Origin of the sequence: Paenibacillus sp. HWE-109 (assembly GCF_022163125.1) — a bacterium.
Classification (GTDB): Bacteria; Bacillota; Bacilli; order Paenibacillales; family NBRC-103111; genus Paenibacillus_E.
Genome location: NZ_CP091881.1, coordinates 1,940,022 through 1,954,815 on the forward strand (window position 1 = coordinate 1,940,022; position 14,794 = coordinate 1,954,815).

The window sequence follows — 14,794 nt, forward strand, 5'->3', positions numbered from 1 at the left end:
ACATGAAATTCGCTTTATTCAGTCTTATGATGAATCTCCCGAATGCGCTGTCCGGTGAAAGTCTGACAACTCGGCAGAAATTCGAAAATGTTCTCAAGCAAGCGGAACTCGCAGAGGAGCTAGGCTTCGAGGCATATGGCGTGGGGGAGCGGCACGGAGCTCCGTTCCTTTCCTCATCGCCGCCGGTTGTGCTCACGGCTATCGCCGCAAGAACGTCGAAGATTCGGTTGTTAACGACCGTAACCGTGTTGAGCGTGCTTGACCCGGTGCGCGTCGCAGAGGATTATGCAACGCTGGACCATTTGTCCGACGGGCGACTGGAATTAATCATCGGCAAGGGAAATGACCCGCGCCACTATCCGCTGTTCGGGATTACCGAAGACGAGCAGTGGGAATCAATGGCCGAGCGGTATGCGCTGCTCAAGCAGCTGTGGACGGAGGAAAACGTGACGTGGGAGGGCCGTTATCGCCCGCCGCTGAATGAAGTGACTACACAGCCAAGACCGTTTCAGAAGTCGATTCCAATATGGCATGGCAGTGCATCCAGTCAGCTCTCCACGGAATTAGCAGCTAAATATGGTGAACCTATTTTCTCTTCGAATACCTTCCATCCGCAGGCGAAGTACAAAGCCTTGATTGATCACTACCGAGAGCGACTCGCGTACTACGGTCATGATCCCAGCCAAGCCGTAGTAGGCTCGGGCTTCGGCAGCTTGTATCTTGCCAATACTTCGGAAGAAGCAATCAAGCGATATCGTCCTTATTATGATGCGTTCCGGTCTACGGCGTCAGCGCAGCACAATAACTCGCCATTCCGGGATTTGGAAGATAATATCGCCAATGGTCCTGTGCTCGTAGGCAGTTCGGAGCAGGTGATCGAGAAAATCTTGAACTACCACGCAGCATATGGTCACCAAGTGGTGAGCATCAGTGTGGATGGCTTAACCGAGGCGGAACAGCGCGAACAAGTTGAGCGCTTCGCATCAGAAGTCATGCCCGTCCTTCGCCGAGAATTGCCCAGCACCGTATGGGAGAGCAAGCCATCGTTGGTGCATGCGGCCAACTAATCGTTATTCTCGTCAGCTCGATAAAATGTGATTTGCACAACACTGTTCATCCATGATCTAACGAACCGAACCGACGCTATGAAGTAGCGTTTAGGCTGTTGGTGATCTTTTACGTGATGGAAGATAAGAGTCTCCAAAGACTTCTATCACGCAGAATGGGCCGCTTTTGCTATTAAGCCCCCTAATTAGATTGGAGAATACCACGGGAAATAAGGTACACTTTTTATTAGGGAGGCGAATACCGTGCAACAACGTAACAAGGTGTTTGAAGAAGTGCGTTTCAAGGTAGCTCAAGAAGCGCTTGGTGGAATTAAGACGGGTGTTCTTTCGCGAAGATATGATGTATCGCCAAAAACCATCCGTAACTGGGTAAAGGAATATCAAGAGACCTTTGGGGATGATGCGTTACCAACATTAGATGAACGTATGGCTGAATCCAAGCGCCTAGCTGAACTGGAAGAAAAATATGCTTGTGCGCTAAAAGCACTCGGAGAGAAAGAGTTGGAAAACAATATTCTGAGAGAACTTGTAAAAAAGTCCAGCCCTGCCTCGAAGATAAACTCAACATTGCCCAAACGTTCATCGAGCAGGGACATCCCATAACGACTGTACTGCGCCTAACTAATGTGGCTTCTTCGACCTACTACGACCGTCACAAAGTTATGCGTTCTTCGCTAAAGCGCCCTTCAGCACCTGGAAGGGGGCGTCCAGCCACACTTCACTCGAAGACGCATACGGGTCAAATCGTAAGCAATGCCCAGATTGAGGAATGGCTGTTAGAGCTAGTTTCGGGTGAGGAGCATAGTTATGGTTACGTTCTACTGACGGAGTGTTTGCGCGTTCAACATAGCCTTGTAATCAACAAAAAGAAAGTGTATCGGTTATGTCAGAAGCTCGGTATTTTAAATCCGCAGCGGCGCAAAAAGATTCATTATCCGAGACGTTTAGCCCGCAATCATACCATTAACGCGTCCAACCAACTATGGCAATTAGACATCAAATATGGGTACGTAGCAGGCTATGATCAATTCTTTTATCTCGCGGATATTATCGATGTATTTGATCGAAGCATCGTCGGCTATCATCTTGGATCCAGCTGCGAAGCTAAGCATGTTTGCCAAGCGGTTAAAGACGCTCTACGTTCACGCATAGCATCAGGTGCAAGCAAGCCGATTATTCGCACAGACAACGGTCCTCAGTTTATTAGCAAGGCTTTTGGAGACATGTGTGAGGATGAAACGATGATTCACGAGCGGATTCCACCCAAAACGCCCAATAAAAATGCCTATATCGAATCATTCCATGCCACATTAGAGCGTGACTTATTGAGGAAAGAAAGCTTTGAAACGTTTGAAGAAGCTTATCGAGCTATTCATACGTACATGGATTTTTATAATAATCGTCGCATGCATAGAAGCCTCGGTAAACGATCGCCAGCCGCATTTATGAGGTGGGTAGAAAAAGCATCGATGGATACGTCCAGCTATGTGCTCGCCATTTAACTAGCAAAAGAAGCCGACAGCGCTTCAAAAAACAAGCAATACGAAGATAACACCTTGTTGTACAACCGATTCTCCGGAATTAGGGGGCCTGACCGTAACCCTCTAGCATCTCTGCTTTTTGCCTAAATAGAGTACTGGAGTTCCCTTAACAGGACTTGTTGCTTGGAATAAAGCCCATTTCTCAGGGGGAGAAGGTTGTTATCTCATGTTACTCGCCAGCACCCGGCTGTTCCGCCCCGCGCCCCTACCACCGTCGCCCCCGCCGCCCCGAGCCCGCCCGCGCTCCGGCGGCAGCCCGCGTCAACCCGTCTGCCGCCCCGCGAGCCTCTGCCCACCTGCGCAAGATGCCAAAAACCGCAAAATAGTGGTATTTTCGCACAAGATCCCGTCACTTTTGTAAACGTATTCTTGCTATACTTGCAGCAGGAAGTCCAAAAATAACGGTATGAACAGGGGATTGACCATGATACAAAAAAGTGATGGTATGAACTACGCGCCTATCGGAAGCTTTCATTCCGTATGCGAGCCAGGTGAATTTGTATTCGCAGCTGCAGCTCTGGATCACGGGCATATTTATGGCATGTGCAATGGCTTGAAAGAAGCAGGCGCTGTTTTAAAGTGGGTCTATGACCCGGATCCTGTCAAAGTGGACAAGTTTGTGAGCACATATCCAGAAGTGCGTATCGCGGCTTCGCTAGAACAAATTTTGCAAGACCCTGAAGTGAAGCTTGTGGCTAGTGCAGCAATTCCGTCTGATCGCGGTCCGCTCGGGCTTCGCGTTATGTCCAGCGGGAAGGACTATTTCACAGATAAAGCGCCATTTACGACGCTGGAGCAGTTGGAAGCTGCGCGTACCATGGTCGCCCAAACGGGGCAGAAATTCGCCGTTTATTATAGTGAACGGCTTCATGTCGAAAGCTCCATCTATGCAGGGCAGCTGATCGAACAAGGGGCAATCGGCCGCGTACTGCAAGTCATCGGCTTGGGACCGCATCGGATCAGCTTATCCAGTCGACCGGATTGGTTTTTTGATCGGGAGCGATTTGGCGGTATATTGTGCGATATCGGCAGTCATCAAATTGAGCAGTTTCTCTATTTTACAGGGGCGAAGGATGCGAAGGTGGTTCACAGCAAGGTTGCCAATTATCAATTTCCACAGCACCCGACTTTTGAGGATTTTGGCGATGCTACGCTAATAGCGGACAATGGCGCAACGGGGTATTTCCGTGTGGATTGGCTGACGCCGGATGGGCTGAGCACATGGGGGGATGGCCGCATGACCATTCTGGGCACCGAGGGTTACATCGAGCTTCGCAAATACGTGGATATCGCCAGAGACAAGACGAGCGACCATGTGTATCTGGTGAATAAAGACGGTGAGCAGCATTTTGCTGTGAATGGTCAAGTAGGATTCCCCTATTTTGGTCAGCTGATTCTGGATTGTCTCCAGCGCACAGAGCTTGCCATGACCCAGGAGCACACGTTCAAAGCAGCCGAATTGTGCTTAATTGCGCAGCGTGATGCGATTCATATTACGCAAGGCTAATCTCCTGAAGACTTGGCTGCTAGCGACGCTGGTGCCGATTGCGGAATTGATGGGGCGTACTGCCCATGTGGCTTTTGAATATTTTGCAAAAATAGGATGTATTGCTAAGTCCGATGGCTTCACCGATTTGGGCGATCGACTGATCCGTCGCATTCAGCAATTGGACCGCTTGCTGGATACGGCGGGCAGTCACATAGTCAGAAATGCTGCTGCCCGTGCATTCCTTGAAGAGATGGGATAGATGGTGCGGCGACAGATGAAGTTCGCTAGCCATATGTTCCAAGCGCAAGGGCTCGGTAAAGTGGCTTTCCAACCAATTCAGAATACGTTCAGCTTGATGTTTCTGCCGTGTAATCACCGTGTTGGACTGGATGTCACTGCGTTCCCAGATGGTTCTAAAAGCGCGAAAGTAAGCAATCAGGAATAAGGAGAACTCTTCCAGATAATCTTTCTTGGGCAGAGTGCGCAGCTTTTCCTCGAGACTAGGAAATAGGGATAATAACGGCTCGGGCTCGTCTATCTTGGATAGGCAGGGCGCGGGCAGTTTGCTCGTGTACATAATCTTGAAAAAGGCGTGCAGGCTGGGCCACTTTTCGAAATAAGGCTCGTAAAGCGATGGCTCATAATGCACGATGGAACGAGTGAAAGGCTGATCAGCATTCATCTGAATGTGGTGGAGTTGAAAGGGTTGGAAGATACAAAGCATGCCAGCGCTTACTTCGTAGCTTTTTTGATTGACAATGAGCGTGCCGTGTCCCTCATGTATATACAACATTTCAACGCCTTGATGGGCATGAAACGTGCCTTGGTATTCAGAACTTCCAATTGTACTGCGGCGATAGGTGAAATAAAGCGGAATTTCATGGAGGCCGAGATCCTGGATGAAGGTCATAAGAGGCACACCTCGCTATGTAGGATGACAATCGTTATTTGCGAGAAAAGCTCCCGATAAATCAGCGCATCTCTCGAATTGCGTGAGACATTGCATGATTTAGCAAGAGCTATTCCTGTTCGTGCTATTCAACGGCAACCTTTTGCATTTTGGCCGGGTTATTGATCTTGTAAGGCACGGGATGTTTGGACAATTTCTTGGCCACAATTTTGCATTCGAACGTGAGCGTATCGCCGATTTGCAGTTCCAGCTTCTTGAGCGTATTGCTGTGGCTGGACCACGCAGTCCCGATTTCAGTTGCGGGGTCTGTGATGGAAACCGCTTCATAGATGACGACTTCATCTTCCGTATCCGAGAAATTGTTAGGTACGGTTGTAAATTCGCTGACCGTAGCGATCATTTTTACCTTATCTTCAGGAAGCTCCAATTTTGGTGCTTTCTCTTTCTTGGTTTTGCTTTTGGAAGCAGCAGGCTTGTCTGCTTTGGCCTTAGGAACATCTGGCTCTTTAGGAACTTCCAGCTCCGCAGGAGCTTCAGAATCCGACACGTCATCTGTCGTAACGGCACTGATCTCTGGTAAAACTTCACCTTCCTCAGCGGCACCGGAATCTTCGGCGGCTGCAAGCCTCTGACTATAATTGGCAGCCTGCATTTCCTTGAGATAGGAAGGATGAATACAGTGCAGCTGCTTGTTTTCGAATTCGATGACTGCCGTCATTTTATCTACGAAACCGATAATGTTGCAAGGGATGTTCTGGCCATTTCCCTTATAGAAAAAAGCTTTCGTTTTGGCTGCTTTCTCCGATAGCAAACCCCATTCTTTGCACTGATCCAACTGGTCAGACTCATCTTCGAAGGTCGTGTGCGACAGGGGTTCGATTGTAAAACTGTAATCCATCAGGTCTCCGCCTTTCTATGTCTGTGTGGTATTCGTGCTATCCGTCGACTCGCCCTCATCCGTTTCCAAGCGGAAATCATCGGTTTTCTCGCCGTCTTCCCAAATCTCTACGAATAGAGCGTCGCAATTCTCAAAGTCTTCCGGTTTAAAAGACAAAGCTTTCTCCTCGTCAGGTCCGACGTAAACATTGTCCATTCCTTCGCCGTCGAAGGAGAGGATAACATATATTTTCATGCCCAATTGCCTCCAGTAATGTGATATGGACCATTATAACATAATCCGCGGGCTGATCGTATGCAGGAAAGGGAATGCGCGTCGCCCTCCAAATGGATGGGTTTAATTTCTCCTTCAAGTTCATATATATGAATACAAGCTGAATCTCCCCAAGGGAAAGGGCTGCCTGATTATCGAGCGGTTGTGCGCAATGTGGAAGAGGAGGTTTCGAGGATGGCGATAGGGCTATTATGTGTAATCGGATGTCTCTCAGGTTTCCTGTTGTTTCGAAAAAATGTGCTCAAGGTGGAAGCGGATCTCATCTTGCACGCCGTCAAAGTGTCCGTCATTATCCCTGCTAGAAACGAAGCGGGCAATCTGCCTCATCTGCTCCATGCTTTGAAGATTCAAACGCTGGAGCCCTATGAGATTATTGTCGTTGATGATTTCTCCGAGGACGATACGCAGGAAGTAGCTGACAGCTACGGCGCCAAGGTCATTGCCAATACGAGTCTTCCCGATGGTTGGACGGGTAAGAACTGGGCTGTCTGGAATGGATATTTACAAGCTACAGGTGATTATTTTGCTTTTCTTGATGCAGATATTAAGCTGGCGCCGCGTGCATTGGAGTCCTTGGTGAAAGTTAGGCACAAAGCCGGAGGCGTTATTTCTGTTGTTCCTTTTCATTTTACCGTGAAGTGGGTGGAGCGACTTGCCCTGATCTTTAATTTTCTCGGCGTATTCGCCTTCACGTCCCCATTTGAAAAGAATAATCCCCAAAAAGGTCTCTATGGCTCCTGCATATTAACCACGCGCGAAGACTACGAATCGATTCATGGACATGAAAGCATTAAATCGGAGATGTTGGATGATCTGAACTTGGGGGCTACATTTCGGAGAGCGGGGATTGCTGTTACGAATTTTCTAGGGAGTGGTTTGGTCTCCTTTCGGATGTATCCGCAAGGCCTCAAAAGCCAGATTCAAGGCTTCGGGAAAGGGGCTGTATTAGGTACGTCTAAGCTAAGAGCGGGAACTGTTTTTCTCGTCGCGCTTTGGGTGGCAGGGTTGCTTATTTCTGAATCCTTTTTTCTGTTTCTCCACACTTCCTGGTGGGTGCCGCTGTTCATAGGCTATTTGCTGTATATCGTTCAAATCTTCTATTTTGTTAAGTATGTAGGTGTTTTTGGCGTTATCATGCCGATTCTGCATGTGTTATCGACGTTATTCTTTATTTTTGTAATGCTGTATTCTATTTATCAAGTGGTATTCCTAGGCCATGTAGCGTGGAAAGGACGGCAAGTCAAAGTAGGAAGCAGGCGATGACCATGACCCTTGTATGGACGGTGTTGGCCTTTGCTTGCGGCTCTTTGATGTTTTCTTATTGGCTTGGCAGATGGGCTCGTCATAATTTGAACGCAGTAGGGGACGGGAATCCTGGGGGGCTTAACCTATGGAAAGCAGCCGGGTATAGATGGGGAATAGCAGGGATTATCCTTGATTTTCTAAAAGGGTATGTCCTTCTTTTCATTTTAGTGAAGAGTGAAAATATGCTGGGCAATTCAATGATTCCCATTGCATTGGCCCCTATTGTGGGGCACGCTTTCTCGCCATTTCTCAAAGGGAGAGGCGGCAAAGCAATCGCTGTAACGTTCGGCGTATGGAGCGCATTGAGCGGATTTGAGATTTCCCTTGCCCTTGCTGTGATTCTAGCTATTCTCCTAGGTGGATTCAAGCTGTTGAATAAAGGAAAGCCCGCCTCCTCAGCGGCAGATGGCTTGCAGGTTGTGCTTGGCCTGCTTCTTGTCGGGTGGTATTTGTTTATTAGGGACTTTGGCCATGCAATCATCTGGATTTGGCTTGGCAATGTGCTGTTGATGATGTACACGCATCGAAAGGAACTGCGCACCTGTTGGGAGAATTTTTTTAACAAGTCCACGTAAGCTTGGAAATCAAAAAAAGGGTCATCCACCTGATTACATACTAGTCCCGACCATGGGAAAACCTAGCATAATCAGAGAGGAGTGACCCTTTTGTATGGACGATAGACTGCACTTAAAGGAAGAACGATGGAATGCGATCAGTCATGGCATCGGCATGGTGCTCAGCATATTCGGACTTGTGATGCTGCTTCAGCGATCCTCATTGTTCGAGGATTTGACCTACACAATTAGCAATCTGATCTACGGCGCATCATATTGTTTGGTGTATTTGTCCTCGACGCTGCTCCACGCTTCTCGTTCACGCAAATGGGGAGAGCGGTTCGAGCGGCTGGATCACGCAGCCATTTTTATTGCGATCGCAGGGTCCTATACGCCGTTCTTGCTCATCACGCTGCCCGGTTGGATCGGCTACTCATTACTTGGGCTGATCTGGGTGCTGGCCATCGGCGGCGTTCGCTATGTGAAGTTCATTATCCACCGTTTTCTGCCATGGGGACTCTGTTTCTACCTCATGATGGGAGCCTTCATGATATCCCTGATCGCTCCTTTGTACGAGCGGCTTCCTGCCGCGGCTGTAGTGTGGATTTTATTGGGTGTATCATCTTATCTTATAGGCTTAGTGTTTTTTTTGTGGCGCCAATTAAGGTATCATCATACGATCTGGCATCTGTTCGTCCTAGGTGGAAGCAGCTGCCACTTCATTGCGGTGTATGCCTATGTCATGCCATCGCTGCTATAAACTCGTAAACTCATGTGCCATGCGCATCCTTCTCCAAGGTGACTTTCATCTTATCTCGGTATCTTGCTGTTATGCATCAATAGGGGGGCAGCGATCTTCGCCTTGCTTCGGAGGGCGGATAATTTTTATATTTTTTGTACAGCTTGGTAAAATAGTTCGGGTTCCCGCAGCCGATGCGCTCGGCGATTTGCGTTACCGTAGCATCTGTTTCCCGCAGCAAGCGATCAGCTTCATGAATGCGCAGCCCGTTCATATAATCGACGAAAGTGCGTCCGGTCATTTTTTTGAACGTTTTGCAAAAATGGTAAGGATTTAAATGAACCATCTTCGCAGCCTGCTCGACTGAAAGCGGTTCAGCAATATGAGCTTCCAGATATTCAATCAGCGGTTTGAATGATTCCGAATGGCGGGCAGGAACGGGTTTATCCGCAAACTTGTCCGGCAAGTACTGCCGCGACAATCGGGTGAACAGAAGCTGAAAGTTATGTTTGATAACCAGCTCGTAAGCGGGCGGCTTTAACTCAAATTCAGCGGTAGACTCACGAATTAGCCTGCGAAATGGTTCGGCAAGCTCATCGGATGCAGGAAGCTTAGCCGGGAAATGGACACGGCCATCCAGATAGGGCAAGATGTACCGCTCGTAAGCAGGATCAGGCGGCAGTACCCGAAGCAGAGCAGCATTAAAGACAACTGCAACATATTCGAGTTCCTCATCTGCGGTACTGTAGCCCACATGCAGCGCGCCGGAGGGAATGAATAGAAGATCCCCGGCGGCGACTTCGTAGGGACGACTATCGATATGAAAGACAGCTTGGCCGAATTGCATGTCAATAATTTCGAAATGCTCATGCCAATGGAGATAGAGAATGTTGGCGTCCTTACTCGCATTATCGGGGTGGTTGCGATAGAACCAGATCGGATAGCTGCTGCTCCATCCAGGCGTGCGTTCCATTAAATTCGGTGGGTATGTCATTAGGGGCCTCACTTCCTCCAAAAGCTAAATACGAGAAGCATTACACAAAATTAGATAGATAGTTGGCGTATTATGCGATAATAATGCTTTTATTAAATGATCATAACTCAATATAGGAGGGATGGACAATGGGGAGTACGAAGCTGGGATCATCCGGACTAAGCCAAAGCTATCTTAGTTTTGTGCTACCTCTGATTAAGATCGTCTATTAATACTTGCCGGTGTCGCTCTTATAATAAGGGTATTGTTACTGCAATCATCCAACGCCAAGGAGGCCAGATTTACATGCAGCCAAATACACCATTATTATTGACAGATGAGCAAATGCGGACTTTTATTACAAACGGGTGTCTGTTACTCAAAACTGATTTTTCACCCGAATTTCATCAACAACTCTTGGAACAATTGAATACCGTATACACCGAGGAGGGGAACCCGGGTAATAACTTGCTGCCGCGTATCCGCGAAGTGCAAAAAATATTTGATCACCCGGTTGTCACCGGAGCACTAACGAGTGTGCTTGGCGCTAATTACATGATGCATGCCCACCGGCATGGTCACTTTAATGCGTCGGCAACAGCCGGAGGCTGGCACAAGGACAGCTACTGGGGCTATGAGCGGATGCGGAATCACCATCCGAATTGGGCAATGATCATGTATTTCCCGCAAGATACACCCGTGGAATTAGGACCAACCGGCATTCTGCCAGGGACTCAGAATTATGATTCTCGCAACTTCGAATCGAATGAACCGCAGGGTGAAGTGCTGGCGAACGGCGAGGCAGGGACCTTTGCGTTGATCCATTATGATATCTGGCATCGCTCAACGCCCAACCTTCTCGGGCAGCCCCGCTATATGTTGAAATTTGAATTCATGCGCACAGAGATGCCGCAGGAACCGAGTTGGAATAACCAAGAAACCGGATGGAAGAGACCGGTCAATCTATTGGCGCCTATTGCGGAGAATGATCTGATGTGGGAAGAAACGTGGAATTGGCTTTCCGGGGAAATAGGCAGTTTGGCGGGAACCGCTTCAACTGATCCTGAACAGATCAAGGCGCTGGCAGGTCAATTGGGTGGCTTCGAACCTACAGCTATCAATGCCTCATATGATTTGGCGAGGCGTGGTCCTCAAGGTGTTGAAGCTTTGTTGGAAGGATTGTACAGTGATCAGAAACAAGTTTCTCGCGTTGCAGCTTATGGTTTATCCGCTGCTGGCAAAGAGGCTGTAGACGGCTTGATCGAAGCCTTAAATCATAAGGAAGAAGCTGTCGTCGTACGCGCGGTATTTGCATTAGGCGAACTAAGCAGGTTAGCTGCGAAGGCGGTGCCTGCGCTGCTTCAACTGCTGGGCCATCCGGCAGATGCGATCCGCATCGCGGTCGTTGATGCGCTTGGTTATATGACGGCTCCAATCGACGAGATTGTCGCTGGGTTGGCGAATGCCCTGCAGGATGTGAACACGCAAGTTCGCTTCATGGCTAGCTTATCTCTATCTCGTTTGGGGGCGTCGGCGGAAGCCGCAGTACCGCAATTGGCCGCAGCGCTGGAGGATGAGAATCGGTATGTGCGTGCCCATGCCGCAGAATCCCTGAATTATATCGGCTCCGAGCGGGCTAAGAATACGCTGATCAAATTTTTGCTGAATTCCCGTTGGTGCCCGACAACGAACAAAGCTAACGCTTTTTACCCGTAAGACATACAAATGAAAGGCCTGTGTTTCTGAATGTTCCGTCCGCGGAACTTTCAGAGCACAGGCCTTTTTGTAGTCGTTTACAACGCAGAGAAATCAGTGGGTATCTTAGGTTTCAGCTCACGAAAAGCTGTCGGTTTGAAGCCGGTCTGCTCACGGAACATGCGCGAGAAATAGGATAGTTCCATCCCCAGCATATCGGCGATTTGCGATACATTAAGCTCGGTAGTAGTGAGATAGTCCTTCGCCTTCTCTGAGCGCAAATGATTCATATATTGAATCGGAGAATACCCGGTAAACTGCTTGAAAGCATTGATAAAATAGTTAGGATGATAATGTGCGATACGAGATAAGGTATCGACCGATACGTTCTCTGCAATGTGCTGTTCCATGTATTGAAGCACACTGTTCATTTTCTCAAAAGTAGGCGTTGAGGCAATGTTGAGCTTAACAACTTCACTTTGCTCGATATACGCTGCGATAAATTCCAACAGTATCGCATTGATTCGGAATTCAGAAGTTAATTCGTCACTTTTGGCATAGGCAATGAGCTGATCGAACTGGAGTTGAAACGCCTCCGGATCCTTGAGCGGGATGAAGGGGGAAGTCTGCAAAATTTGAAATAAATCCAAATCTCCGATTTTCGCTGTGAAATGACACCAGTATTTGCCGAACGTATCCTCACTGATGGTCCCATAAGCTTGATCGCTGCCAGCAGGGAGGAGATACAATTCTCCGGGCTTAGGATAATACGTTTGATCCCCGATCCGGACGTAGCCTTCCCCTTCACGAATAAAATAAAGCCGATTAAAGGGGCACGCGGTATTCTCGTCTTTCCAGGAAAAGGGGACCTTGGTATAGGCTGCATATGACATATCCAGTCTGGCCTTCGCAATATATTTCTTCCAAAAGGTGCGCTGACTTTCATTCATATCGGATCGCATGAACTCAGATTCCTTTCACGAATAGTCGACAGATACCCGAGATGAATTGCTCCTTGGTATAGCCCAGAACTTCTCTGTGATACAAATATTGTTCGGGCATGAGGGAGCCAAGGATGGTATTCACTGTTAAGGTAACGTCAATCTGTTCGATTTCACCTTGATTCACGGCCCGCTCAATTAATGGGGCAAGCAGATTGTGCAAACGAACATAAATCGGTTTTTTATGCAAATAGAACCGTTCCTTATCCGTGTAAATCAGGTTGATGGCAGAGAGCAAGGAAGCTTTATCATCGATGAAGTCAATAATCATGATGATCGCTTCGGACATTTGATTTAAGGCAGTGCCTTCCCGAGTTGTATCCGCGATCCTTGCTTCCAGTGACGCGATAAATTGCGAGGTGGTTGAACGCAGTAAATCACTGCATACCTCACCAATATGTGCATATCTGCGGTACAGTGTCCCTTGTCCAACGCCTGCTTCTTTGGCGATCTGATGCATGGTGACGGTGTCAATCTTATGGGTCTTGAACAAGTTGCGAGCTGTCGTCAGAATGCGTCTGCGGTACTCCGAATCTTTCTCTTCGCGACGACCACAGCTAAGTTTAGCTTCAACTTCAAGTGCATACAAGGAATCTTGGGGTTCATCTATATGTTTCATCTGCGTACGCCTCCTGAACAGCAATCCGATTACAAAATAATCATTTGACAAAACGGACAATTGTCCGTATTATTGGGTTGCGGACAATTGTCCGTTACTATTGTAACACAAAAAGAGAGAGATTGTCGAAGGAGGAACCATACGTGAGTCAAACATCAGCATCCGGTGATCAAGCACCGGAATTTAAGATTAGCAGTATTTTGGTACCGTTGATCGCTATTATTACAGGTATTTTCATGGTTATTCTGGATTCAACGGCTATGAATGTGGCCTTGTCGAAGTTGGTCGTTGATTTTAAAACCGACTTGCCGACGATACAATGGACAGTAACAGGCTATATGCTGGCTACTGCTGCGGTCATTCCGTTAGCTGGATGGTTATCCGATCGATTTGGGGCAAAGAATGTTTTTCTGACATCCGTCCTCTTGTTCACGATCGCATCCGTGTTATGCGCGACCCCCAATAGTGCTGAATGGCTCATTATTTTCCGTATCTTGCAAGGTTTGGGCGGCGGCTTCGTTATGCCTGTAGCCATGGCGTATGTATTCCGGCTTAGCCCTCCGAATAAAATCGGTCAGGTCATGGGGATGCTGGGCGTTCCTATATTGTTAGCTCCCGCGATTGGACCTATTCTCGCTGGTTGGTTGGTCGAATATCATTCCTGGCACTGGATTTTCCTGATTAATCTTCCTGTTGGTATTTTCAGTTTTATATTTGGCTTGTGGAAGCTGCCTAAGGTGGCTCGTAAACAAATAGCAGGCTTTGATTTACCTGGTATGATTCTTGGGCCGATTGCTTTCGCAGCCTTATCCTATGGAATTACGCAAGGCGCTGAAAGCTGGTCCTCCGGCAAAACGCTTGGCGGAATTATCATTGGCGCTGTCGCATTAATTGCTTTCATCATCGTTGAATTGAAAGCCAAGGTACCTTTGCTTGAGCTGCGCGTGTTTAAATCCATTGACTTTTCTTTTGGTATTTTCGTGCAATGGGTGCTGCAGTTCTGTCTTTTTGGCGCGATCTTCCTACTGCCGCAATTCTTGCAGCAGGCCCGCGGCTACGGAGCTTTTGACACTGGAATGACATTATTCCCGCAAGCGATCGCCTCTGCTGTTATGATGCCGATTGGTGGTTATTTGTTTGATAAAATCGGGGTGCGCTGGCTAGTCGTTGTCGGATTAAGCTTAGTTTCCGGAGCGATCTTCCAATATTCGCATGTCGACCTAACAACAGAAGGTTCTGATTTAATCCTTCCGCTTATTATGGCTGGTTCAGGCATGGGACTGATGATGATGCCGCTTAACTCTCATTTAATCAAGAAAGCTCCATCGGACTTGGTAAGCCGGGTAACCTCCCTGACCAGTGCCATGCAGCAGGTTATTAATTCCTTCGCAGTGGCGACGCTGGTAACGATACTTTCTTCTCGTGTGAGTTCAACGATTGCCGCGCAGAAGATTCCCGTGAACGGACCGGCGGACTTGCAAAAAGCGATGCTTGCTGTTGCGCCCGAAGCATTCGGGCATACGTTCCGTGTGATGCTGTTCATTGCGATCGCAGGTGTTTTCTTGGGCTTGTTCTTGCGCCGAGGCAAGGAGCAGCCATCAAGCGCGGTGAAAACAGAAGTCGCGTTAGAGGGTTTGCACTAAATGATTAAGAGGGTGTCCCATAAGTCATGGAAATGACTTGGGACACCCTCTCATTTTTTGTAAACAAAAAGAAACCGTTCTTTGGTA

Annotated in this window: 15 protein-coding genes; 9 read left to right on the forward strand and 6 right to left on the reverse strand. The window is 48.1% G+C overall.

Translation table 11 applies throughout. The annotated features are described in order from the left end of the window. Positions 1-2: 2 nt before the first annotated feature. The 4 genes from LOZ80_RS07720 to LOZ80_RS07735 all read left to right on the forward strand — a co-directional run bounded on the left by LOZ80_RS07720 (position 3) and on the right by LOZ80_RS07735 (position 4,115). On the forward strand, positions 3-1,067 hold the full coding sequence (locus tag LOZ80_RS07720) for an LLM class flavin-dependent oxidoreductase (protein WP_238170882.1): 1,065 nt from the start codon (positions 3-5) through the stop codon (positions 1,065-1,067). A 243-nt stretch (positions 1,068-1,310) separates the two neighbouring features. After that, positions 1,311-1,670 carry a transposase gene (locus tag LOZ80_RS07725; protein ID WP_238167655.1) on the forward strand — a complete coding sequence of 120 codons (360 nt, stop codon included), beginning with the start codon at positions 1,311-1,313 and terminating at the stop codon, positions 1,668-1,670. 23 nt (positions 1,671-1,693) lie between these two features. Beyond that, entirely contained in the window at positions 1,694-2,569 is an 876-nt protein-coding gene (locus tag LOZ80_RS07730) for an IS3 family transposase (protein WP_238168157.1), read from the forward strand. Positions 2,570-3,035: 466 nt separating this feature from the next. Continuing rightward, complete coding sequence (locus tag LOZ80_RS07735; protein ID WP_238172927.1) at positions 3,036-4,115, forward strand: Gfo/Idh/MocA family protein; 1,080 nt, start codon at positions 3,036-3,038, stop codon at positions 4,113-4,115. 19 nt (positions 4,116-4,134) lie between these two features. Here LOZ80_RS07735 and LOZ80_RS07740 read toward each other — a convergent pair whose 3' ends face one another. The 3 genes from LOZ80_RS07740 to LOZ80_RS07750 form a co-directional block, all read right to left on the reverse strand. Beyond that, positions 4,135-5,007: an AraC family transcriptional regulator gene (locus LOZ80_RS07740; RefSeq protein WP_238170883.1), complete on the reverse strand. Its 873-nt coding sequence runs from the start codon at positions 5,005-5,007 to the stop codon at positions 4,135-4,137. 124 nt (positions 5,008-5,131) lie between these two features. Then, on the reverse strand, positions 5,132-5,905 hold the full coding sequence (locus LOZ80_RS07745) for a hypothetical protein (RefSeq protein ID WP_238170884.1): 774 nt from the start codon (positions 5,903-5,905) through the stop codon (positions 5,132-5,134). A gap of 15 nt (positions 5,906-5,920) precedes the next feature. Continuing rightward, positions 5,921-6,139: a hypothetical protein gene (locus LOZ80_RS07750; RefSeq protein WP_238170885.1), complete on the reverse strand. Its 219-nt coding sequence runs from the start codon at positions 6,137-6,139 to the stop codon at positions 5,921-5,923. A gap of 213 nt (positions 6,140-6,352) precedes the next feature. Here LOZ80_RS07750 and LOZ80_RS07755 point away from each other — a divergent pair, with 213 nt between their 5' ends. The 3 genes from LOZ80_RS07755 (at position 6,353) to trhA (ending at position 8,797) form a co-directional block, all read left to right on the forward strand. Beyond that, positions 6,353-7,441: a glycosyltransferase family 2 protein gene (locus LOZ80_RS07755; RefSeq protein WP_238170886.1), complete on the forward strand. Its 1,089-nt coding sequence runs from the start codon at positions 6,353-6,355 to the stop codon at positions 7,439-7,441. Next, the gene (locus LOZ80_RS07760; RefSeq protein WP_337951007.1) at positions 7,438-8,058 is read left to right on the forward strand and encodes a glycerol-3-phosphate acyltransferase; all 621 of its coding nucleotides are present in this window, start codon (positions 7,438-7,440) and stop codon (positions 8,056-8,058) included. The genes LOZ80_RS07755 and LOZ80_RS07760 overlap by 4 nt, the downstream gene beginning before the upstream one ends. A 94-nt stretch (positions 8,059-8,152) precedes the next feature. Continuing rightward, the gene (gene trhA / locus LOZ80_RS07765; protein ID WP_238170887.1) at positions 8,153-8,797 is read left to right on the forward strand and encodes a PAQR family membrane homeostasis protein TrhA; all 645 of its coding nucleotides are present in this window, start codon (positions 8,153-8,155) and stop codon (positions 8,795-8,797) included. 76 nt (positions 8,798-8,873) lie between these two features. Here trhA and LOZ80_RS07770 read toward each other — a convergent pair whose 3' ends face one another. Further along, positions 8,874-9,770, reverse strand: a complete 897-nt coding sequence (locus tag LOZ80_RS07770; protein WP_238170888.1) for a helix-turn-helix transcriptional regulator — start codon at positions 9,768-9,770, stop codon at positions 8,874-8,876. A 285-nt stretch (positions 9,771-10,055) separates the two neighbouring features. Here LOZ80_RS07770 and LOZ80_RS07775 point away from each other — a divergent pair, with 285 nt between their 5' ends. Continuing rightward, a complete protein-coding gene (locus LOZ80_RS07775; protein ID WP_238170889.1) occupies positions 10,056-11,465 on the forward strand; it encodes a HEAT repeat domain-containing protein in 1,410 nt (469 codons plus the stop codon). Between the two features lie 77 nt (positions 11,466-11,542). Here the strand turns inward: LOZ80_RS07775 and LOZ80_RS07780 are convergent, their stop codons facing one another. Together LOZ80_RS07780 and LOZ80_RS07785 are read right to left on the reverse strand one after the other, a co-directional pair. Continuing rightward, positions 11,543-12,406 (reverse strand): helix-turn-helix domain-containing protein, encoded by an 864-nt coding sequence (locus LOZ80_RS07780; protein ID WP_238170890.1) that lies wholly within the window; start codon positions 12,404-12,406, stop codon positions 11,543-11,545. A gap of 4 nt (positions 12,407-12,410) precedes the next feature. Beyond that, the gene (locus LOZ80_RS07785; RefSeq protein ID WP_238170891.1) at positions 12,411-13,064 is read right to left on the reverse strand and encodes a TetR/AcrR family transcriptional regulator; all 654 of its coding nucleotides are present in this window, start codon (positions 13,062-13,064) and stop codon (positions 12,411-12,413) included. A gap of 143 nt (positions 13,065-13,207) precedes the next feature. Here LOZ80_RS07785 and LOZ80_RS07790 point away from each other — a divergent pair, with 143 nt between their 5' ends. Next, complete coding sequence (locus LOZ80_RS07790; RefSeq protein WP_238170892.1) at positions 13,208-14,707, forward strand: MDR family MFS transporter; 1,500 nt, start codon at positions 13,208-13,210, stop codon at positions 14,705-14,707. Positions 14,708-14,794 lie beyond the last annotated feature (87 nt).

What these genes read in the sequence shown, in the direction of transcription:
- LOZ80_RS07750 (WP_238170885.1), bottom strand. Translation starts at nt 6,139, where the DNA reads ATGAAAATATATGTTATCCTCTCCTTCGACGGCGAAGGAATGGACAAT.
- trhA (WP_238170887.1), top strand. Translation starts at nt 8,153, where the DNA reads ATGGACGATAGACTGCACTTAAAGGAAGAACGATGGAATGCGATCAGT.
- LOZ80_RS07740 (WP_238170883.1), bottom strand. Translation starts at nt 5,007, where the DNA reads ATGACCTTCATCCAGGATCTCGGCCTCCATGAAATTCCGCTTTATTTC.
- LOZ80_RS07745 (WP_238170884.1), bottom strand. Translation starts at nt 5,905, where the DNA reads ATGGATTACAGTTTTACAATCGAACCCCTGTCGCACACGACCTTCGAA.
- LOZ80_RS07775 (WP_238170889.1), top strand. Translation starts at nt 10,056, where the DNA reads ATGCAGCCAAATACACCATTATTATTGACAGATGAGCAAATGCGGACT.
- LOZ80_RS07770 (WP_238170888.1), bottom strand. Translation starts at nt 9,770, where the DNA reads ATGACATACCCACCGAATTTAATGGAACGCACGCCTGGATGGAGCAGC.
- LOZ80_RS07760 (WP_337951007.1), top strand. Translation starts at nt 7,438, where the DNA reads ATGACCATGACCCTTGTATGGACGGTGTTGGCCTTTGCTTGCGGCTCT.
- LOZ80_RS07755 (WP_238170886.1), top strand. Translation starts at nt 6,353, where the DNA reads ATGGCGATAGGGCTATTATGTGTAATCGGATGTCTCTCAGGTTTCCTG.
- LOZ80_RS07780 (WP_238170890.1), bottom strand. Translation starts at nt 12,406, where the DNA reads ATGCGATCCGATATGAATGAAAGTCAGCGCACCTTTTGGAAGAAATAT.
- LOZ80_RS07785 (WP_238170891.1), bottom strand. Translation starts at nt 13,064, where the DNA reads ATGAAACATATAGATGAACCCCAAGATTCCTTGTATGCACTTGAAGTT.
- LOZ80_RS07720 (WP_238170882.1), top strand. Translation starts at nt 3, where the DNA reads ATGAAATTCGCTTTATTCAGTCTTATGATGAATCTCCCGAATGCGCTG.